Below are 17,851 nucleotides of genomic sequence, written 5' to 3' on the forward strand. Positions count from 1 at the left end.
GGGTTCCTTCTTTAGTCGGGTTCGAATGCTGTTTCGTAGTTTTGTTGCAATGACGGATCCTGATCTTCCTTGCGGAGAATGCAGTTGCCGACGGCGAGAAGTTCGATCCTGGTGCCCATGAAGCAGCGGAAGGCATCTTCCGGCGTGCACACCAGCGGCTCGCCGCGCACATTGAAGCTCGTGTTGACGATGACCGGGCACCCGGTGATCTGCTTGAACTTCGAGATCAGCGCGTGATAGCGCGGGTTGGTGTCCGAATGCACAGTCTGGATTCGCGCCGAATAATCGACATGCGTGACGGCCGGAATGTCCGAGCGCGGCACGTTCAGCTTGTCGATGCCGAACAGTGCCTCTTGGGCGGGCGTCATTTTTCGCCGGTGCTCTTTCGCGACATCCGCGACCATCAGCATGTAGGGTGAATCGACATCGATCTCGAACCAGCCAGCCACGTCTTCGCGAAGAACCGAAGGCGCAAATGGACGGAACGACTCGCGGTACTTGACCTTCAGATTCAGAATCTGCTGCATCTCCGGCGAGCGTGCGTCGCCGAGGATCGAACGGTTGCCGAGCGCGCGCGGGCCAAACTCCATCCGTCCCTGGAACCAGCCCACAGCGCTTCCAGCCGCAATTGCCTGCGCGGCAATGGCGATCAGCTCGTCATCGCCATGAACGGTGAATTTGGCGCCCGCCGCGGCAAGCCGCGCTTCGATATCCTGCTGGCCATAGTCAGGCCCGAGATAGGCGCCCGACATTCCGTCGCCGCCCGGCCGTACAGCCTGGCGCGGCGCATTTGCGAAAGCGTGGCTTGCATAAAGCGCCGCTCCCAGCGCGCCGCCTGCGTCGCCGGAGGCGGGTTGCACCCAGATGTTCTCGAACCGGCCATCCCGCAGGATCTTTCCATTGGCCACGCAGTTGAGCGCCACGCCGCCGGCGAGGCACAGGTTCTTGTGGCCGGTTTCCCGGGCGATCGACCGCGTCAGCGCCAGCACGGCGTCTTCCAGCACCGCCTGCACGGATGCGGTAAGGTCCATCTCGCGCTGCGTGAGCAGCTGTTCAGGCTTGCGCGGCGGGCCGCCGAACAGCGCGTCGAAACGCCCGTTGGTCATGGTAAGGCCGGTGGCGTAGTCGAAATAGTCCATGTTGAGATGGTAGCTTCCGTCTTCCTTGAGATCGATCAGATTGTCCCGGATGACCTTTGCAAAACGCGGCTCGCCATAGGGGGCGAGCCCCATGATCTTGTATTCGCCGGAATTGACCTTGAAGCCGGTATAATAAGTAAAAGCCGAATAAAGCAGGCCCAGGGAGTGAGGAAAGTGAATTTCGCGCTCCATGCAGAGATCGCTGCCCTGGCCAATGGCAAGCGATGTGGTGGCCCATTCTCCAACCCCATCCATCGTAAGCACGGCGGCCCCGGCAAACGGCGAGGGATAAAAGGCGCTCGCCGCGTGGCTCATGTGGTGTTCGGTAAAGAGCAGCTTTTTCGGATCGAACGCCTTGTCGAGCTTGCGCAGCTCGGATTTCAGCAAGTCCTTCTGAAACAGTTTTTCGCGCAGCCACACCGGCATGGCCATGCGGAAGGAGGCGAAGCCCTTCGGCGCGAAGGCGAGATAGGTTTCAAGCAGGCGCTCGAATTTGAGAAAGGGCTTGTCGTAGAAAACCACATGGTCGATGCCGGAAAGCGTGGTTCCCGCCGTCTCCAGGCAATATTGCACGGCGTTGGCCGGAAAGCGCGCGTCGTGCTTCTGGCGGGTGAAACGCTCCTCCTGCGCAGCGGCGACGATGCGGCCATCCTCCACGAGAGCGGCGGCGCTGTCGTGATAATAGGCGGAAAGGCCAAGAAAGCGCACCGTCGGGCCCGTCAGAAAATGGTGTAGATGAAAGGAGCGACGGCGCTGCCCTTGGCGAGGATCAGAAGGCCGCCAAACACCACAAGGATGATCAGCAGGGGAAGCAGCCAGAACTTCTTGCGCTGGCGCACGAAAGCGAGGAGTTCTGCCAGAAACGACATGCGGATCGCCTTTGAATTCAAAACTGGTTGCGGATGGAGGAGGGATTGGACTCCGCTGGATCGCGCGTGATCCAGTAACTGCGCGCATCGGGCTCAAAGCCCAGAGTCAAGAATTTCTTTCCCATGGCCCGCATGACCAGCGACATCGGAACAATGACGGCCACGAAGAGCAGGCTGAGGACAATCGGATTGATAATCCGGTGGAGGAGTTGCCCGAGCTTGAACCACAGGCCATTGAGCGGCCGGAGCGCCGAAGGAGCGGCGAAGGTGAAAGCGGCGAACAGGGCGGAAACGCCAAGCGCCCACCATCTGACGTCGCCGCCCAGAACCCATTTGATGAGTCCGATGAACGCGAAGACGCCCGCAAACGTCAGTCCGAAATTCCTTTCGGATGGCATTTTCGTGTCATCAGGCCTTGATTTTGGATGAGCCTCGAACGTCATATCAGATGCCGCCTATCTGAATTTGGCGATTTCATAGCATTTGAAATAACTAAGGAGCAAGCAGCCAGATGCCCTGGCAGCCCGCTCAGCGCAGCGTAAGGCCGCCGTCGATGGTGATGATCTCGCCCGTCGTGAAGCTCGCTGCGCTGGAGGCAAGATAGACGGTCGCGCCCACCAGTTCCTCCACGCTGCCAATGCGGTTCTGAACCGCGCCCTTGGCCCACACATCGTTCACCACATCGGGATGTTCGCGCAGCACCTCATCGGTAAGTTCGGTGAAAATATAGCCCGGCGCCAGCGCGTTGACGCGGATATTGAATTCCGCCCATTCGGTGGCGAGGCATTTGGTGAGCATGTGCACGCCGGCCTTCGAGACATTGTAGGCGGCATGCCGGAACGGCCAGTTGACGATGCGCCCCGACATCGAACCGATGTTGATGATCGATCCCGACTTCTGTTTGATCATCTGGCGGCCCACCGCGCGCGAGGCGAGGAACACGCCGTCGAGGTTCACCGCCATGGTCTGCCGCCAGGTGTCGAGCGGGCAGTCCTCCGCCCGCGCGGGGAGCACGATCCCGGCATTGTTGACGAGAATGTCGATATGGCCCCAGACGGCGGTGACCTCATCGGCCATGCGGATCGTATCGGCTTCGTTGGCGACATCGGCCTGAACCACCATGGCGCGGCGGCCTGTGGCGCGGATCGCTTTCGCGGCCTCTTCCGCACGGTCCACCGTCGACTTCACGACGATGGCGATGTCCGCGCCATGCGCTGCCAGCCCTTCCGCCAGCGCGAGGCCAATGCCGCGCGAGCCGCCGGTGACAATCGCCGTGCGGCCATCGAGCCTGAAGATGCCGGAATAAGATGAAACCCCTGCCATGACGTTCTCCCTGTTGTTGCGCGAGCTTAGGGCATCACATGCGGGACTGCATATCCCCGCGAGCCCATTGACGGGAGGTTAAGCTTATGCGCACCATTGCACGTCTGGGGAGGACATCATGGAACAGATCATCATCAACCTGATCGCCGGTGCGATTGGCGGCAATGCGGCGGGCAAGGCCTCGTCGGGCTTCGACATGGGAACGCTCGGCAACACCATCGCGGGCGCCATCGGCGGCGGCGTGCTAGGGCAGATTGTTTCGCTGCTGATCCCGGCGATCTCGGCAGCGGCGCAAGCCGGCAACCTGAGTGTCGGCGGCGTGATCAGCCAGCTCGTCGCGGGCGGCGCGGGCGGGGCGATCCTGACCGCCATCATCGGCGCCATCAAGAACAAGGCGGCGTAAGCGCCCCGCGTCAATCACTCTGTTTGATTCTTTCGCCCGTCCTCTCGCCGCAAGACTGCGGAGTGGGGGCGGGCTTTTCTATGGATCGCATCAGGCAGCTGGGTGCGGGAAGCGCATGCCGGCCATCCCTATTGCATGGAAACGTGGATCGTCTTCGGGATGTAAGTGGCCGGGAGTTTCGGCAGGGTGTGGATGGTGGCGGCCTTGATGCCGTGGACTGGCGCCGCCAGTGTCCTCGGGCGGATGCCATTTTTCACGAGCTTCGGCTGCTGCGGCTTCATCCAGCCCCGGCATTTTTCACCCTCGCACACGAAGCAAGCCAACGGGCTGCATCCGGCGACATTGTCATTCACGCCATTCATCTCGCAGCCCGTTGTGTTGTGGCATGCCTCGATCAGCGCAGCTCTGGACGGGTGATATTCAGCCGCGTGAGCTGTTCCAAATGCTGCTGCAAACAATCCTGCGGCGAGCAGGGCCTGAGAAATCCGGTTCATGGTGACCTCCTGTGTTGGCGTCGGATTGCCGTCCCGATGCTGTCACCTTGAGGCCATGAGCCTGAAGCGCGCCGGAATGCGGCGTTCACCGGACATTCATGACCGCTGCCGTTTGGCTGGCCATTTGATGAAACAAATTTTGGAGGAAAATGGTGCCCAGGGGCGGAATTGAACCACCGACACGCGGATTTTCAGTCCGCTGCTCTACCAACTGAGCTACCTGGGCACGCTGTTGGACGGGCGCTGTATAGGGGATCGTTCTGGGCCATGCAACAGAAACGTCCAGACCCTTTTCGCGCTGCAATAACGGGCTTTTGCGCCTGAATTGCCGCGCTGGTCAGATTCTTGATGACGGTGCACCTTTATCGTTGTTAAGAATCGATGTCAGATTCCCCCCTGAACGGGGAAGTCGGGCCAACAGCCGCCACAAGAGCGGCATTCAAAGTGGGGGATACACATGGCAAAGGCTGCCGCGAAAGTCGTCGATGGCGATCTCGACCAGAGCAAGGCGACGGTGGTATTCGCATCGTCTCTGGGCACGGTGTTCGAGTGGTATGATTTCTACCTTTACGGCTCGCTGGCGGCGATCATCGCCAAGCAGTTCTTCTCCGGCGTCAATGAAACGGCGGGCTTCATCTTCGCTCTGGCCGCCTTCGCGGCGGGCTTCATCGTCCGGCCCTTCGGCGCACTGGTGTTCGGGCGTTTGGGCGATCTCGTTGGGCGTAAATACACCTTCCTGATCACCATCCTGATCATGGGTCTTTCGACCTTCGGCGTGGGCCTTTTGCCGAACTATGCAACGATCGGCATGGCGGCGCCGGTCATCCTCGTCCTGCTGCGCGTGTTGCAGGGCCTGGCGCTGGGCGGCGAATATGGCGGTGCCGCGACTTATGTCGCCGAGCACGCGCCGCATGACAAGCGCGGCCTCTATACAAGCTGGATCCAGACCACGGCGACGCTGGGCCTGTTCCTGTCGCTCCTCGTGATTCTGGCCTGCCGTACCTGGTTCTCGCAGCCGGTCTCGGATGCGCCGGGCGCCGCGACCGCCTTTGAAACCTGGGCCTGGCGCATACCCTTCCTGCTGTCGGCCATCCTGCTGGCGATCTCGGTGTGGATCCGTCTCAAGCTGAATGAATCACCCGTCTTCCAGCAGATGAAGGCGGAGGGCAAGGGATCGAGCTCGCCGCTGCGCGACAGCTTCGCTCAATGGCCGAACCTCAAGCTCGTCATCCTGGCGCTGCTGGGCCTGACCGCCGGGCAGGCGGTGGTGTGGTACACCGGCCAGTTCTATGCGCTCTTCTTCCTGACTCAGACGCTGAAGGTAGATGCCACGCCTGCCAACCTGATGATCGCCGGGGCGTTGGCGCTGGGAACGCCGTTCTTCATCTTCTTCGGCTGGCTTTCCGACAAGATCGGGAGGAAACCGATCATCATGGCGGGCTGCCTGCTGGCGGCGCTGACATACTTCCCGATCTTCAAGGCGATCACCGAATATGCCAACCCGGCGCTCTATGAGGCGCAACAGAAATCGCCGGTGACGGTGACGGCCGATCCGGCGGATTGTTCCTTCCAGTTCAATCCGGTCGGCACCTCCAAATTCACCTCCGCCTGCGACACCGCCAAGACGGCGCTGGTAAAGGCGGGTGTGCCCTACACCAATGCGGCAGGCCCGGCGGGTGCTGCCTCCATCAAGATCGGCGACGTGACGGTGCCGTCCTTCGATGCTGTCAAGCTGGCGGCTGATACGAAGGCCAAGAATGCCGATCTCGCCACCAGCCTCAAGGCGGCAGGAGAAGCGGGGATCGCTGCGGCGGCCACGGCGGCGGATACGGCCATCTCCGACTTCGTTACGGCGGCGGGCCTTAAGGACGGGCGCGCCAATGCCGATCCCACGAAAGCCAAGACGCTCTCGGCGCTGATCGCGGCGGGCATGAACAGCGATGCCTACAAGAACGCCACCGACAAGGCGGCGGAACTGGGCAAGATCGTTGATTCGGCCGTCAAGACCGGCGGCTTTACGGCGGCGGTATCCGACGGCTTCGCGGGAACGCTGTCGGGTGCGTTGAAGGCAGCGGGTTATCCGGCCAAGGCCGATCCGGCGCAGATGCACACCGGCATGGTGGTGTTCCTGCTGTGGATCCTCGTGCTCTATGTCACCATGGTCTATGGGCCGATCGCCGCCATGCTGGTGGAAATGTTCCCCACCCGCATCCGCTACACCTCCATGTCGCTGCCCTATCACATCGGCAACGGCTGGTTTGGCGGCCTGCTGCCCACCTTCGCCTTCGCGATCGTGGCGGCCAACGGCAATATTTACTCGGGGCTGTGGTATCCGATTATCATCGCGGCGATGACGCTGGTGGTCGGCATGCTGTTCATCCGCGAAACCAAGGACGTCGATCTCCACAAGTGATCGCGCGCATCTGAGAGAAAAGCCCGGCTGAGCGATTCAGCCGGGCTTTTTATGTCTCCTCCGGCGTGCCGCCGTCTTCGTCTTCCGTTTCGGCGACGGGGATCGCATAGGCGCCGCCCAGCCAGCGGTGCAGGTCCACCTGCGCGCAGCGGCTGGAACAGAATGGGTGGAATTTCTGCGTGGAGGCCTTGCCGCAGATGGGGCAGGGCCGCTTGGGGCGCAATTGCACCACCTCCGCCATCAGGCAAGGTCCGGCGTCTGGGTTATCCAGGAGTGAAAGACCGGATAGCCGCCGCCCTCCAGCAGCGAAACGGTTTCATAGAGCGGCAGGCCGATGACGCCGGAATGCGAGCCCGTGAGCATGCGCACGAAGGCTTCGGCGCGGCCCTGGATGGCGTAGCCTCCCGCCTTGCCGCGCCATTCGTCTCCGGCGATGTAACTTTTGACATCTTCCCGCGACAGGCGCTTGAAGCGCACCTTGGTTTCAACACAGCGGCTGGTGGTGCGCCCGCCCGGAGCAATGAGGCAAACGGTGGAATAGACCTTGTGGGCCCGGCCTGAGAGAAGCCACAGGCAATCTTCCGCTTCGTCAGAGGTTTCGGCCTTGGGCAGAATGCGGCGGCCGAGGCCGACCACCGTGTCGGCGGCCAGCACGAAGGCATTGGAACCCTGCGCCTTGACCTGCGGCATCTCCCGCGCTGCCTTGGCTTTTTCCAGTGCCAGGCGGATCGACAAAGCCCTTGGGCTTTCCCGCTTGTGCGGTGTCTCGTCGACATCCGCCGGGTTCAGCAGATCAGGCTTGAGGCCCACGCGCTCCAGAAGCGCCAGCCGCCTTGGCGAGGCGCTGGCGAGAACCAGCTTGACCGGATCGGCCGCCATGGGCGGTTACTTGAAACGGTAGTTGATGCGGCCCTTGGTGAGATCATAGGGCGTCATCTCGACGGTAACGCGATCCCCCGCCAGAACGCGGATGCGGTTCTTGCGCATTTTTCCCGCCGTATGGGCGATGATTTCGTGACTGTTGTCGAGCTTTACGCGGAACGTCGCGTTGGGCAGAAGCTCGGTGACGGTGCCGTCAAATTCCAGCTGTTCTTCCTTGGCCATATTTTTCCTTGGGTTGGCGCGATTTGCGGCGGAACATGGTCTTGTTGAGCGGCAAAATCAAGCATGCTGCTGAACCCCGATGCCCGACTGTGATCTTCAGCACAGACAAGGCGCTGGACAGAACTGAAGTTCTGCCGCTAGCATCCGCCGCGAGGGGTGCAATCCACTGTCACATCCACCGTGTACCGGTGGCCTGGTTTTGCGCGAACTGGAGGAACCCCCATGCCCAATATCTATGATACGACCGCAGGCGGCCACACCATAAATGGCAGCCTGATCGACGATTATATTCAAGGCAATGACGGCGCCGACACGCTGAATGGCCTGGACGGCAATGACACCATCTATGGCGGCTATGCCAGCTCCACGGTGGACAACAGCGCCGATACGATCAGCGGTGGCGACGGCAACGACACTCTGCATGGCGAGGCCGGCAACGACATCATCAACGGCGATGACGGCAATGACTATATCTATGGCGACGACGGCAACGACACGCTGAACGGCGGCAATGGCGCTGACAGCATCTATACCGGCGCGGGCAACGACACCGTGACGGGTGGCGCGGGCGATGATTATCTCACGGCGTCAGTCGGACAGGTCAATTTTGACGGCGGCACCGGCTTCGACACCATCTATTTTGACCGGACGACGGTGGGCACCGGCTTCACCTTCACCCTCAATGGCCCGGCGGGAAGCGACGGATCGATCACCACCAGTGTCGAGCGGCTGATTTACTGGGCCGGCACCGGCGTGGATATCATCACCGGCGGCGTGTTCGACGACACGATTCACGGCGGCGCTGGCGGCGATACGCTGAATGGCGGCGACGGCGGTGACAGCCTCTATGGCGAAGGCGACAACGACACGATCAACGGTGGCACCGGTAATGACTATATCGTCGGCGGCGCGGGGCTGGACACACTGAAGGGCGAGGACGGCAACGACACGATCTGGGGCGGTTTTAACAGCGGCACCAGCGAGCCGACGGCGGACACGATCAGCGGCGGCGATGGCAACGACACCCTGCATGGCGAGGATGGCAACGACACCATCAATGGCGATGATGGCAACGACTATCTCTACGGCGAGAACGGCGACGATACGCTGAACGGCGGCAATGGCGCTGATTCGATCACCACTGGCATCGGCGAGGACACCGTCAATGGCGGCATTGGTGATGACGCGATCTATGCCTCGACCGGCGTAAAGCACATCATCGGCGGAACGGGTTACGATTACCTGCAGATCGACCGCACCTCGGATGCCACCGGATACACATTCACGATGAATGGCGTTGCGGGAAGTGATGGCACCACTGTCTCGCAGGTTGAAAAGCTGCGGTATGATGCCGGCGGGGGCAATGACACCATTACCGCCTTGGCTGGCGATGACATCATCCACGGCAATTCCGGCAACGACAAGCTGACCGGCGGCGATGGCGGCGACAGCCTTTATGGTGAATCGAACAACGACACCATCAATGGCGGCACAGGCAATGACTATATTGTCGGCGGCCTCGATATCGACGTTCTGAACGGCCAGGACGGCGATGACACCATTTGGGGCGGCCTTGCCAACAGTACGGTCGATAACAACAAGGACACCATCAATGGCGGCGACGGCAACGATACGCTGCACGGGGAAGGCGGAAACGACGTCCTCGTTGGCGCTGCCGGCGACGACTATCTGTATGGCGAGGATGGCAATGACAATCTGAATGGCGGCATCGGCAATGACACCATCAACACCGGTTCGGCGACGGGCACAGACACGGTGGTGGGCGGCGCAGGCGATGATTCGATCTATGCCTGGCTGGGCATGAAGAACATCAATGGCGGGACTGGCTTCGACTATCTCGAGCTGAACCGCAGCACCGACACAGTGGGTCTCACCATGGTGGTGAACAGCGCTGCCGCCGCCAGCGACGGCAGCATCACCACCGGCATCGAAAAGTTCCGGTTCTATGGCGGTACGGGCGACGACACGGTGACCGGCACCACTGGCGACGACACCATGTATGGCAATGTCGGAACCGACAAGTTGACGGGCGGCGAAGGTAACGATCAGCTCTACGGTGAATCAGGCACCGACACGCTCAATGGCGGCGCCGGAAACGATTATCTCGTGGGCGGCGACAGCGTTGACAATCTGATCGGCGGCGATGGCAACGATACGATCTATGGTGGCTTTGCTAATGGCAATGTCGACAACAGCAACGACACCATCAATGGCGGCGACGGCGACGACGGTCTGCATGGCGAAGCGGGTGATGACAACATCCTCGGCGCGTCGGGCAATGACTATCTCTACGGAGAGGTGGGCAATGACACGCTGAACGGCGGCACCGGCAATGATGTCATGGATGGTGGCGTCGGAGACGATAAGCTCATTGGCGGCACCGGCAACGACACGCTCTATGGCTCCGCCAACAGCGACCGTCTCGATGGCGGCACCGGCAATGACTATCTGAACGGCGGCACCGAGGCTGATACCTTCGTGTTCTCTACCGCGCTGAACGCCACCGACAATGTCGATAATATCGCTGACTTCAGCGTGGCTGATGACACCATCGAGCTGAGCCACACGATCTTCGCGGCCATTCCCGTCGGCACGCTGGCGGCGGGGAGATTCGTCACCGGCACGGCGGCGGCGGATGCTGCCGACCGCATCATCTATGACTCGGTGAGCGGCAAACTCTATTATGATGATGACGGCAATGGCGCCCACGCCGCCATCCAGTTCGCCACCATCGCCACCGGCCTTGCGATGACGTCAGCCGATTTCGTGATCGTCTGACCGCCAGGCACGCAAACGCGAAAGGGCTCCTCCGGGAGCCCTTTTACACGCCGCGCGCCGCCACGCTGCCGAAGCGTTTGCGGATTCGCGTGTAAAGCTGGTCGCGCACGTCGCGGTAGCTGTCGAGAATTTGCTCGCGGCTTCCCGCCGCCAGCGAGGGATCGAGGGTGGGCCAGTATTCGGCCTCGATCGCCATGGTGCGCGTCATTTCCAGCGCCCGGTGATGGGCTTCGGGCGACAGCGACACCACCAGATCGAAGCTCGAATCCTCAAGATCATCGAAGCCCTGCGGCCGGTGCTTCGAGACGTCCATGCCGATCTCCTCCATGACGGCCGTGACGAACGGGTCGCGCTCGCCCGGCTTCACGCCGCAGGACGCCACATAGACTTTGTGGCCATAGAGATGCTGCATGATCGCCGCCGCCATCACCGAACGGATGACATTCTGCGTGCAGGCGAAGAGAACGGCGCTGGGAAGATCTGCCGCCATCCCCGTGCGTCAGCCCCGCCAGTGCAGCACGCAGACCAGCGTGAAGAGGCGGCGCGCCGTTTCGAAGTCGACATCGATCTTGCCGGAAAGCCGCTCGCGCAGCAGCGAACTGCCCTCATTGTGAAGCCCGCGCCGCGCCATGTCGATGGTTTCGATCTGTGACGGCGTGGCGGTGCGGATGGCAGCGTAATAGCTTTCGCAGATCAGGAAATAATCCTTCACGATGCGCCGGAAGGGCGACATGGAAAGGCCGATCAGCGTGAGCCGCTCTTCCTTCGCGTTGCGCACGTCCAGCATCAGGCGGCCGTCGGCGGTGGAGAGTTCAAGGCGGTAAGGCCCTTCCGGATGCGCCAGAAGGGTGAAACGATTGTCCTCGATCAGGTCATAGATCGCTACCCGGCGCTCGTGGTCGGCCTCCGCACTTGGGCCATGGCCGATGCTCTGGTCGAGATCGACGGCGATCAGGCGGTTGGTGTGGGGTGTGCCGGTCATGGAAGGAAGACCATAGCCGTTACGCGAGGCTGGCTGCTAGGCCCCGTCCTCATGGCTGGGCGTATGGGCGGTTTCCCATGCGGGGCCTAAATCCTTCAACTCGGCCTCGATGCATTCGACGGTGAGGCGGATGGCTCCGCCGCCCGCGAAGGTGAGCACGATGGTGCCGGAAGGCTCATCGCCCTTCTCGAAACTGATGGCGAGCAGCGACACGATGGCCTCCGCATCGCCCTGCCGGATATTGTGCGACTGCGCCTTCAGCACCCTGTCAAAATGAAGGCCTGTGCGGCGGCGCTGCCTTTCCTTCGCATCGTCCCAGGCATAGCGGTTGGCCACCAGCGCGAACTGCTTGCGCGCCGGCACATAGGACATGTCGCCAAGCTTCAGCACGGCGTCCTGCATCTGCGCCGAGATGACGGAAAGATCCTCGGCATCGAGCGCCGCAAGGGCCAGCATGGTTCAGTTACCGGAAATGCGTTCGATATCGGCGCCGCAGGCCTGGAGTTTTTCCTCCAGCGTCTCGAAGCCGCGGTCAAGATGATAGACGCGGTTGATCATCGTCTCGCCTTCCGCCGCCAGGGCCGCGATGACGAGCGACACGGAGGCGCGGAGATCGGTGGCCATGACCGGAGCGCCGGTGAGCTTGGCGACGCCGCGCACCTCAGCCGTATCGCCGTGGAGATGAATGTCTGCGCCCAGGCGCGCCAGCTCCTGCACATGCATGAAGCGGTTCTCGAAGATCGTCTCGCGGATCATGCTGGTGCCGTTTGCCTTGGTGACCAGCGCCATGAGCTGCGCCTGGCAATCGGTGGGAAAGCCCGGATAGGGTTGCGTGTCCACATTCACGGGCTGAAGTGCCGCGCCATTGCGGTAGATGCGGATGCCGTCATTGGTTTCCGTCACCTCGATGCCGGTTTGCCGCATCACATCCATCACCGCGCCCAGCGTATCGGGGCGCGCACCTTTGAGCAGCACATCGCCGCCCGTCATCCCTGCGCACATGGCGTAGGTTCCGGTTTCGATGCGGTCAGCAATCACCTCATGCTCGCACCCATGCAGGCTGGTGACGCCGGTAATCCTGAGGGTGGAGGAATGAATGCCCTCGATCTTCGCCCCCATCTTGACGAGGCACTCGGCCACGTCGCCAATCTCGGGCTCGCGCGCCGCGTTCTCGATGATCGTGTCACCCTTGGCCAGAACCGAGGCCATCAGCGCCGCATGTGTGGCGCCCACCGAAACCTTGTCAAAGCTGATTCGCGCGCCGGTGAGGCCCCTGGGCGCCTTGGCGATCACATAGCCGTTCTCGATAGCGATCTCAGCCCCCAGCTTCTCCATGGCGAGGAGATGCATGTCCACAGGCCTTGTGCCGATGGCGCAGCCGCCGGGCAGAGACACCTTCGCCTCACCGCAGCGGGCGAGCAGTGGCCCCAGCACCCAGAATGAGGCGCGCATCTTGGAAACGAGTTCATAGGGCGCGGTCGTATCGGCAATGGTTTTCGCTGAAAGCTGCTTGGTATCGCCGGACTGGCCGTTCTGGCCGGGGCGCTTGCCGGCGATCATGATGTCGACGCCGTGATTCTGCAGGATGCGTTGCAGCAGCTTCACGTCGGCGAGGCGCGGCACGTTGGAGAGGGTGAGGGTTTCGGGCGTCAGCAGCGACACGATCATCAGCGGCAGGGCCGCGTTCTTGGCGCCTGAAATGGCGATGGTGCCGTTCAGCCGGTTGCCGCCGCGGATGCGGATACGATCCATGAATTACCCCTGATCCTCGTGGCCCCGCTGGTGCAAATCAGGGCCATCCCACATGAATTGCGCGTAACAAGCACAGATGGCCCAATTGCGGCAACCCTAATCGGCAGGCGGTTTTGAGGGCTTTGGGGTGGCCCTAGCCTTGGCCTTGCGGCGGGCCAGATTGGCCTTCAGCGCCTTGGCCAGACGGTCTTTCTTGGCCTGCGTTTCCGTGTCTTTACGCTTCATCAGGGGATTTTCCCCTATCCTCGCCGCCCGTCAAGCGGGGTTGCGAAACGCCCCCGCGTGTGGCATGTGTCCGCCCGCGTTTGGACGCCGATGCTGCCGTAGCTCAGTGGTAGAGCACTCCCTTGGTAAGGGAGAGGTCGTGGGTTCGATTCCCCCTGGCAGCACCATTCCATCTTGTTGAATTTGTTCTTTGATTAATGATGCTAGGCCCTATTTTTGGCGAAGCGATTTGCGATTGGGATGCCGCTTGGGGTGCCGTAATACTGGTAATTAATGCGCATTTATCACTGAAATCGGCGGATTCGCGGTACACAGCCGACCTTAAATGCCAATAAAATCCATGTTTTTCAATGGCTTGACAAGGTTCTAGGGATTTGGTATTCTAGGGCTACTGGGGAGGTATTGGCCTCTTTTGGCCACCGCCCAGCATTTTCCCAAATTGCCACATCTTGAGGAACGTCATGAAAGGACAACCTGCAAAGGTTCTCCGCCCCATTGACGTGCGCCGCGCCATTTCCTTGGCCGCCAAGCGCCATCACGGGACGAGGAACAAGGCTATGATCTTGCTCAGCACGAAAGCCGGACTTCGTGCTGGAGAGATCGCCAAGCTCACATGGACAATGGTCACCGACAGTAACGGTGAAATCGGTGACGCTATCGAGCTACCCGGCACTGTCGCGAAATATGGCTCAGGGCGGCGCTTGCCGATGCATGAGGATATTCGAAAGGCCCTCCACTTGTTGAAACGCCAGTTTGAAGGGGCTGGGCGCACGATGGCGGAAGGGCCGGTGATCAGGTCGGCGCGCGGTGCCCATATGAGCCCCAAGGCGGTCGTCAACTGGTTCCATGCCCTTTACGCCGAACTGGGGCTGGCTGGATGCTCTTCGCATTCAGGACGCCGCACCTTCATCACCAATGCCGCCAGGCTCGTGCACAGGGCGGGAGGTTCGTTGCGTGACGTGCAGCTGTTGGCAGGGCATCGGTCCATTCAAACGACCGAAGGCTATATCGAGGGCGATGCTCTCGCGCAGCGGAAGCTGTTGCGGCTGCTGTGAATGGTCGCGCACGCACCAGTTGCGTGCTCCCAGACGTAAGAACATTTTCTTCCCGCTGCGCGCTGGCTGACGCGTAGCCGGCTGCCAGTTCAAGCCACCCCACCATCATCAACAGGAGAGTTCCATGAGCGATATGGAAACAGGAAAGCCACATTCTCAAAAAGAACAAAACACGAACAATCATACCAAACCCGCTGACTGCCAGCTTGGCGAGTGCCCGCATCTTGGGGCCAAGCGGTGCAGGTGCAGGATACGGGAGCTTAACGACCGTCTCAGGACACGCATGCTCGGCGGCGTCATCATGATGACAGACGGCATTGCCGCGCTCGGCCTCGTGGAGGTCGAGGCGATCTTCACGGCCGTCGCAAAGTTTGCCGCCTTTAGCGAGGATAATGATCCATGGAGTGAACACGACTGCGCGGTGATCGAGGCCCAAGGCCACAAGATCATCTGGAAAATCGACTACTATGACCGGTCGCGCACCTATCTTTCGCCTGATCCCGCTGATCCCAAAGTGACGGTCAGGGTGCTGACCGTCATGCTGGCCTCGGAATATTGAGGCTGGGCTGATGAACAATACTGGACACGAAACACCAGCATCCACCGGCCAAACGATAGGGGAGGACCAATTGGTCCTCTCTTTCCTCTCGGCGATCTCGGCCGTGAGCGAAGAAAGAGTATCGCGGGGGCCTTCACGGTCAAAAATGCGCCGGCCGCTCCAGCAGGGAGATGGCGATGCCTTATGCGGTCTTTACGCGGTGATGAATGGGCTACGGCACGCGCTGGCGCCTCACGGCGGGCTGCCCTTGGATTACGAGGCAGCTGTGTGGAAGGGGCTTGTCCGCTTCGCTGACCGCAAATGGCGCTTTGCCAGTCTCTTTCTCCACGGCACCCTCGCCATCCAAATGCTTGGGCTCGCGCGCCACGGAGCCGCTGCCGCCTCGCAATTCACGGGGAAGACACTCAAGGTCAGCCAGCTCAAAAGGAAGGATGTCGAACAGGCCGCCTACCGGCTTGATCGCGTCGTCCGGCAGCTTTTGCGGCAAGGCACTGGGTCGATCTTGGCTGGCATCGAGGGTGCGGCTTTCAACCACTGGACGGTGATCACCGGCGTCTCGGGAAGTACCTTGCGCATCCTCGACAGCGATGGATCGCACTATGTCAAACTCGCTGGATGCGCTCTTGACTATCGGCGGGCGCGAAAGGGAAGCCCGCGCTACTGGGTACGGATTTATGGCGTGATTGCCGTCCAGGAGCGCACCCTGTCTCCCAAACAGCGGCAGCGAAGAACCATTTCTCCACCCATGATGCGGCGAGGTCAAAGGTTGCCAAGCGAAAAAAAGAAGGAGTCATGCCAATGAAACATGAACTGAGCCGCAGGGCTTTGCTGTCGACACTCGTGAGTGCCCCCATCGGTGCCTTCGGTGGAAACAAGGGGGGCTTCTCCATCGAGATGGTATGCCAGCCTTCACTGGGCTGGACAGCGGAGGCTCGGCCATTTGCTATTGCCGTCACCGATGGCACGGTGTCTCGCGAGGCTCTGTATGATCAATGGGAGGAGCTGGACAAAGAGGGCGTTGCGGCCTTTGGCATCGAGATCAAAGGCTGCAACACCATGGTCGATGTCTTGCAGGCGGCGGTGCAATGCGACAAGCTGCTTGCGGGATATCAGGCGAATGGCAGCATGAATACGGCCGCCATGTTGTCGTGGTGTGAACTGTCCAGCCCGCTTCGGTGGCTTCCAACGGCATGCAACTTTATTCACAGACGGGTTGCTCGCCTCCGTGGCGAACCGGCTTTGCACCAAATTGGCTGTCCCGACTGCGAGGAAGAGGATGAGTTTGAGCCGGGGTTCGAGGTCTTGGCTGGCGAGGGCCCAACTGATGAATATTGGGAGTGGTGCGGCGAAAATACCCCTGCCGCTCTGGCAAAACGCAGGTTCATCAAATCTCTCCAGAGGGACGGCCGGTCATGGGCGGTTTTCACGTTTATGGTGGACAGCACTTGCCCTTTACCTGCCGAAGTGGTTGTCGGAGCTGGAAAGCTGCAATGGACCCCGAGGATAGTATGATGGATCCAACGATTATCTGTCCGAGTTGCCGGTCTGAAATCAAGCTCACCGAATCTCTTGCGGCGCCTTTGATTGCGGCGACGCGGCAAGAGTTCGAGAAGCGGCTAATCGCCAAGGATGCCGACTTTGCCGGGAAACTTGCGGCTGAGCGGCAGTCCATCGAGAAATTGGCTGCCGAAACGGCGAAAAAGCAGACAGCGGCCGCGATGGAGCAGAAAGACAAGGAGCTTGCTGGCATCCAGCAACTCCTCACGGAGCGGGAACACAAGCTGGCCGAGGCTCAAAAGGCCCAAGCCGATTATTTGAAGAAACAGGGCGAGCTCGATGACCAGCGCCGCGAGCTCGACCTTACCGTCGAGAAGAAGATTGCCGAGGGAATCAACGAGGCCCGAGAAACAGCGAAACGTGATGCGGAGGAAGGTCTAAAGCTCAAGCTCGCCGAGAGGGACGAAAAGATATCGGGGATGCAACGCCAAATCGAGGAACTGCGCCGCAAGGCCGAGCAAGGCTCCCAGCAGCTCCAAGGCGAGGTTCTCGAACTGGAGCTGGAGCAAGCCCTGCGTGGCCGCTTTGCCGCCGATCTCGTCGAACCGGTCGGCAAGGGCGAGTTTGGCGGAGACATCATTCATCGCGTGGTCGGCAGCCTTGGGCAGCCATGCGGTGCCATCTTGTGGGAATCCAAACGTACCAAGAACTGGGCTGAGGGGTGGCTTGCGAAGCTCAGAGCCGACCAGCGGGCGGCCAACGCTGAAATCGCCGTGCTCGTCTCGGCGGCGCGGCCCAAGGACCTCACAGCCTTTGATCAAATCGATGGAATTTGGGTCGTCGAACCACGGCTGGCGGTGCCGCTGGCGGTCGCTTTGCGGTCAGCCCTGATTGAACTTGCGGCGGCGCGTCAGGCACAAAACGGTCAGCACACCAAAATGGAGCTGGTCTACGGCTATCTCACCGGCCCCAAGTTCAGGCACCGGGTAGAGGCAATCCTCGAGCAGTTTGACACCATGCGGGACGATCTCAATTCGGAACGCAAGGCGATGATGCGCCTTTGGGCCAAGCGCGAAGCGCAGATTTCCGCTGTCCTTGACACAACAGCTGGGCTTTATGGCGATCTGCAAGGCATTGTGGGCAAGGATATTCGCGACATCGAAGGCATGGATTTGCCGCTCATCGCCTCGGGGACAACCCCACCCTAAACCCGACTCCGCAACGCGCCTTCGAACGC

At 60.9% G+C, this 17,851-nt stretch carries 21 protein-coding genes and 2 tRNA genes; 9 read left to right on the forward strand and 14 right to left on the reverse strand.

What is annotated here, in order from left to right; translation table 11 throughout:
- Positions 1-11: 11 nt before the first annotated feature.
- The 4 genes from QM694_RS15290 to QM694_RS15305 all read right to left on the reverse strand — a co-directional run bounded on the left by QM694_RS15290 (position 12) and on the right by QM694_RS15305 (position 3,331).
- Positions 12-1,847 (reverse strand): carbamoyltransferase, encoded by a 1,836-nt coding sequence (locus tag QM694_RS15290; protein WP_415007783.1) that lies wholly within the window; start codon positions 1,845-1,847, stop codon positions 12-14.
- An 11-nt stretch (positions 1,848-1,858) separates the two neighbouring features.
- Positions 1,859-2,008 carry a DUF5989 family protein gene (locus QM694_RS15295; RefSeq protein ID WP_415007784.1) on the reverse strand — a complete coding sequence of 50 codons (150 nt, stop codon included), beginning with the start codon at positions 2,006-2,008 and terminating at the stop codon, positions 1,859-1,861.
- A gap of 17 nt (positions 2,009-2,025) precedes the next feature.
- Complete coding sequence (locus QM694_RS15300; protein WP_415007785.1) at positions 2,026-2,406, reverse strand: SxtJ family membrane protein; 381 nt, start codon at positions 2,404-2,406, stop codon at positions 2,026-2,028.
- A 130-nt stretch (positions 2,407-2,536) separates the two neighbouring features.
- Positions 2,537-3,331: an SDR family NAD(P)-dependent oxidoreductase gene (locus QM694_RS15305; protein ID WP_415007786.1), complete on the reverse strand. Its 795-nt coding sequence runs from the start codon at positions 3,329-3,331 to the stop codon at positions 2,537-2,539.
- Between the two features lie 118 nt (positions 3,332-3,449).
- On the opposite strand from QM694_RS15305, the gene QM694_RS15310 reads away from it, so the two are divergent.
- Positions 3,450-3,734, forward strand: coding sequence for a hypothetical protein (locus QM694_RS15310; protein ID WP_415007787.1), 285 nt, complete (start codon positions 3,450-3,452; stop codon positions 3,732-3,734).
- Positions 3,735-3,862: 128 nt separating this feature from the next.
- Here QM694_RS15310 and QM694_RS15315 read toward each other — a convergent pair whose 3' ends face one another.
- Both QM694_RS15315 and QM694_RS15320 read right to left on the reverse strand, forming a co-directional pair.
- Positions 3,863-4,228, reverse strand: a complete 366-nt coding sequence (locus tag QM694_RS15315) for a hypothetical protein (protein ID WP_415007788.1) — start codon at positions 4,226-4,228, stop codon at positions 3,863-3,865.
- A 150-nt stretch (positions 4,229-4,378) separates the two neighbouring features.
- Positions 4,379-4,454: transfer RNA gene (locus QM694_RS15320), tRNA-Phe, on the reverse strand.
- Between the two features lie 231 nt (positions 4,455-4,685).
- On the opposite strand from QM694_RS15320, the gene QM694_RS15325 reads away from it, so the two are divergent.
- The gene (locus QM694_RS15325; RefSeq protein WP_415007789.1) at positions 4,686-6,641 is read left to right on the forward strand and encodes an MFS transporter; all 1,956 of its coding nucleotides are present in this window, start codon (positions 4,686-4,688) and stop codon (positions 6,639-6,641) included.
- Between the two features lie 49 nt (positions 6,642-6,690).
- On the opposite strand, the gene yacG is transcribed toward QM694_RS15325, so the two are convergent.
- The 3 genes from yacG to infA are packed head-to-tail and all read right to left on the reverse strand — an operon-like array spanning position 6,691 to position 7,745.
- Positions 6,691-6,882, reverse strand: coding sequence for a DNA gyrase inhibitor YacG (gene yacG, locus QM694_RS15330; RefSeq protein ID WP_415007790.1), 192 nt, complete (start codon positions 6,880-6,882; stop codon positions 6,691-6,693).
- A complete protein-coding gene (locus QM694_RS15335) occupies positions 6,882-7,520 on the reverse strand; it encodes a Maf family nucleotide pyrophosphatase (protein ID WP_415007791.1) in 639 nt (212 codons plus the stop codon). Before QM694_RS15335 ends, yacG begins: the two co-directional genes overlap by 1 nt.
- Before the next feature lie 6 nt (positions 7,521-7,526).
- Positions 7,527-7,745: a translation initiation factor IF-1 gene (infA, locus tag QM694_RS15340; RefSeq protein ID WP_415007792.1), complete on the reverse strand. Its 219-nt coding sequence runs from the start codon at positions 7,743-7,745 to the stop codon at positions 7,527-7,529.
- Between the two features lie 222 nt (positions 7,746-7,967).
- Here infA and QM694_RS15345 point away from each other — a divergent pair, with 222 nt between their 5' ends.
- A complete protein-coding gene (locus tag QM694_RS15345; RefSeq protein ID WP_415007793.1) occupies positions 7,968-10,544 on the forward strand; it encodes a beta strand repeat-containing protein in 2,577 nt (858 codons plus the stop codon).
- A 43-nt stretch (positions 10,545-10,587) separates the two neighbouring features.
- Here the strand turns inward: QM694_RS15345 and QM694_RS15350 are convergent, their stop codons facing one another.
- The 5 genes from QM694_RS15350 to QM694_RS15370 form a co-directional block, all read right to left on the reverse strand.
- On the reverse strand, positions 10,588-11,034 hold the full coding sequence (locus QM694_RS15350) for a low molecular weight phosphatase family protein (protein ID WP_415007794.1): 447 nt from the start codon (positions 11,032-11,034) through the stop codon (positions 10,588-10,590).
- Between the two features lie 9 nt (positions 11,035-11,043).
- Positions 11,044-11,526 carry a UPF0262 family protein gene (locus tag QM694_RS15355; protein WP_415007795.1) on the reverse strand — a complete coding sequence of 161 codons (483 nt, stop codon included), beginning with the start codon at positions 11,524-11,526 and terminating at the stop codon, positions 11,044-11,046.
- Between the two features lie 36 nt (positions 11,527-11,562).
- Entirely contained in the window at positions 11,563-11,982 is a 420-nt protein-coding gene (locus QM694_RS15360) for a DUF2948 family protein (RefSeq protein WP_415007796.1), read from the reverse strand.
- Positions 11,983-11,985: 3 nt separating this feature from the next.
- Positions 11,986-13,278, reverse strand: coding sequence for a UDP-N-acetylglucosamine 1-carboxyvinyltransferase (gene murA / locus QM694_RS15365; protein WP_415007797.1), 1,293 nt, complete (start codon positions 13,276-13,278; stop codon positions 11,986-11,988).
- A 96-nt stretch (positions 13,279-13,374) separates the two neighbouring features.
- Entirely contained in the window at positions 13,375-13,503 is a 129-nt protein-coding gene (locus tag QM694_RS15370) for a hypothetical protein (protein WP_415007798.1), read from the reverse strand.
- 92 nt (positions 13,504-13,595) lie between these two features.
- Between QM694_RS15370 and QM694_RS15375 the strand changes: the two genes are divergently transcribed.
- The 6 genes from QM694_RS15375 (at position 13,596) to QM694_RS15400 (ending at position 17,822) form a co-directional block, all read left to right on the forward strand.
- Positions 13,596-13,670 (forward strand) — tRNA-Thr (locus QM694_RS15375).
- Between the two features lie 294 nt (positions 13,671-13,964).
- Positions 13,965-14,558, forward strand: a complete 594-nt coding sequence (locus QM694_RS15380) for a tyrosine-type recombinase/integrase (protein ID WP_415007799.1) — start codon at positions 13,965-13,967, stop codon at positions 14,556-14,558.
- 283 nt (positions 14,559-14,841) lie between these two features.
- The gene (locus QM694_RS15385; RefSeq protein WP_415007800.1) at positions 14,842-15,117 is read left to right on the forward strand and encodes a DUF3768 domain-containing protein; all 276 of its coding nucleotides are present in this window, start codon (positions 14,842-14,844) and stop codon (positions 15,115-15,117) included.
- Positions 15,118-15,127: 10 nt separating this feature from the next.
- Positions 15,128-15,919 carry a hypothetical protein gene (locus QM694_RS15390; protein ID WP_415007801.1) on the forward strand — a complete coding sequence of 264 codons (792 nt, stop codon included), beginning with the start codon at positions 15,128-15,130 and terminating at the stop codon, positions 15,917-15,919.
- Positions 15,916-16,629 carry a hypothetical protein gene (locus tag QM694_RS15395; protein WP_415007802.1) on the forward strand — a complete coding sequence of 238 codons (714 nt, stop codon included), beginning with the start codon at positions 15,916-15,918 and terminating at the stop codon, positions 16,627-16,629. The genes QM694_RS15390 and QM694_RS15395 overlap by 4 nt, the downstream gene beginning before the upstream one ends.
- Positions 16,626-17,822 carry a DUF2130 domain-containing protein gene (locus QM694_RS15400; RefSeq protein ID WP_415008645.1) on the forward strand — a complete coding sequence of 399 codons (1,197 nt, stop codon included), beginning with the start codon at positions 16,626-16,628 and terminating at the stop codon, positions 17,820-17,822. The genes QM694_RS15395 and QM694_RS15400 overlap by 4 nt, the downstream gene beginning before the upstream one ends.
- Positions 17,823-17,851: the final 29 nt, after the last annotated feature.

Source organism: Aestuariivirga sp., assembly GCF_047602625.1.
Lineage (GTDB): Bacteria > Pseudomonadota > Alphaproteobacteria > Rhizobiales > Aestuariivirgaceae > Aestuariivirga.

Bases quoted from the DNA above. Each gene is read 5' to 3' on its own strand.
- QM694_RS15355 (WP_415007795.1), bottom strand. From the start codon at position 11,526: ATGACCGGCACACCCCACACCAACCGCCTGATCGCCGTCGATCTCGAC.
- QM694_RS15350 (WP_415007794.1), bottom strand. From the start codon at position 11,034: ATGGCGGCAGATCTTCCCAGCGCCGTTCTCTTCGCCTGCACGCAGAAT.
- QM694_RS15360 (WP_415007796.1), bottom strand. From the start codon at position 11,982: ATGCTGGCCCTTGCGGCGCTCGATGCCGAGGATCTTTCCGTCATCTCG.
- QM694_RS15395 (WP_415007802.1), top strand. From the start codon at position 15,916: ATGAAACATGAACTGAGCCGCAGGGCTTTGCTGTCGACACTCGTGAGT.
- QM694_RS15390 (WP_415007801.1), top strand. From the start codon at position 15,128: ATGAACAATACTGGACACGAAACACCAGCATCCACCGGCCAAACGATA.
- QM694_RS15325 (WP_415007789.1), top strand. From the start codon at position 4,686: ATGGCAAAGGCTGCCGCGAAAGTCGTCGATGGCGATCTCGACCAGAGC.
- QM694_RS15305 (WP_415007786.1), bottom strand. From the start codon at position 3,331: ATGGCAGGGGTTTCATCTTATTCCGGCATCTTCAGGCTCGATGGCCGC.
- QM694_RS15335 (WP_415007791.1), bottom strand. From the start codon at position 7,520: ATGGCGGCCGATCCGGTCAAGCTGGTTCTCGCCAGCGCCTCGCCAAGG.
- QM694_RS15380 (WP_415007799.1), top strand. From the start codon at position 13,965: ATGAAAGGACAACCTGCAAAGGTTCTCCGCCCCATTGACGTGCGCCGC.
- QM694_RS15295 (WP_415007784.1), bottom strand. From the start codon at position 2,008: ATGTCGTTTCTGGCAGAACTCCTCGCTTTCGTGCGCCAGCGCAAGAAG.
- QM694_RS15345 (WP_415007793.1), top strand. From the start codon at position 7,968: ATGCCCAATATCTATGATACGACCGCAGGCGGCCACACCATAAATGGC.
- yacG (WP_415007790.1), bottom strand. From the start codon at position 6,882: ATGGCGGAGGTGGTGCAATTGCGCCCCAAGCGGCCCTGCCCCATCTGC.
- QM694_RS15400 (WP_415008645.1), top strand. From the start codon at position 16,626: ATGATGGATCCAACGATTATCTGTCCGAGTTGCCGGTCTGAAATCAAG.
- QM694_RS15370 (WP_415007798.1), bottom strand. From the start codon at position 13,503: ATGAAGCGTAAAGACACGGAAACGCAGGCCAAGAAAGACCGTCTGGCC.
- murA (WP_415007797.1), bottom strand. From the start codon at position 13,278: ATGGATCGTATCCGCATCCGCGGCGGCAACCGGCTGAACGGCACCATC.
- QM694_RS15300 (WP_415007785.1), bottom strand. From the start codon at position 2,406: ATGCCATCCGAAAGGAATTTCGGACTGACGTTTGCGGGCGTCTTCGCG.
- infA (WP_415007792.1), bottom strand. From the start codon at position 7,745: ATGGCCAAGGAAGAACAGCTGGAATTTGACGGCACCGTCACCGAGCTT.
- QM694_RS15385 (WP_415007800.1), top strand. From the start codon at position 14,842: ATGCTCGGCGGCGTCATCATGATGACAGACGGCATTGCCGCGCTCGGC.
- QM694_RS15310 (WP_415007787.1), top strand. From the start codon at position 3,450: ATGGAACAGATCATCATCAACCTGATCGCCGGTGCGATTGGCGGCAAT.
- QM694_RS15315 (WP_415007788.1), bottom strand. From the start codon at position 4,228: ATGAACCGGATTTCTCAGGCCCTGCTCGCCGCAGGATTGTTTGCAGCA.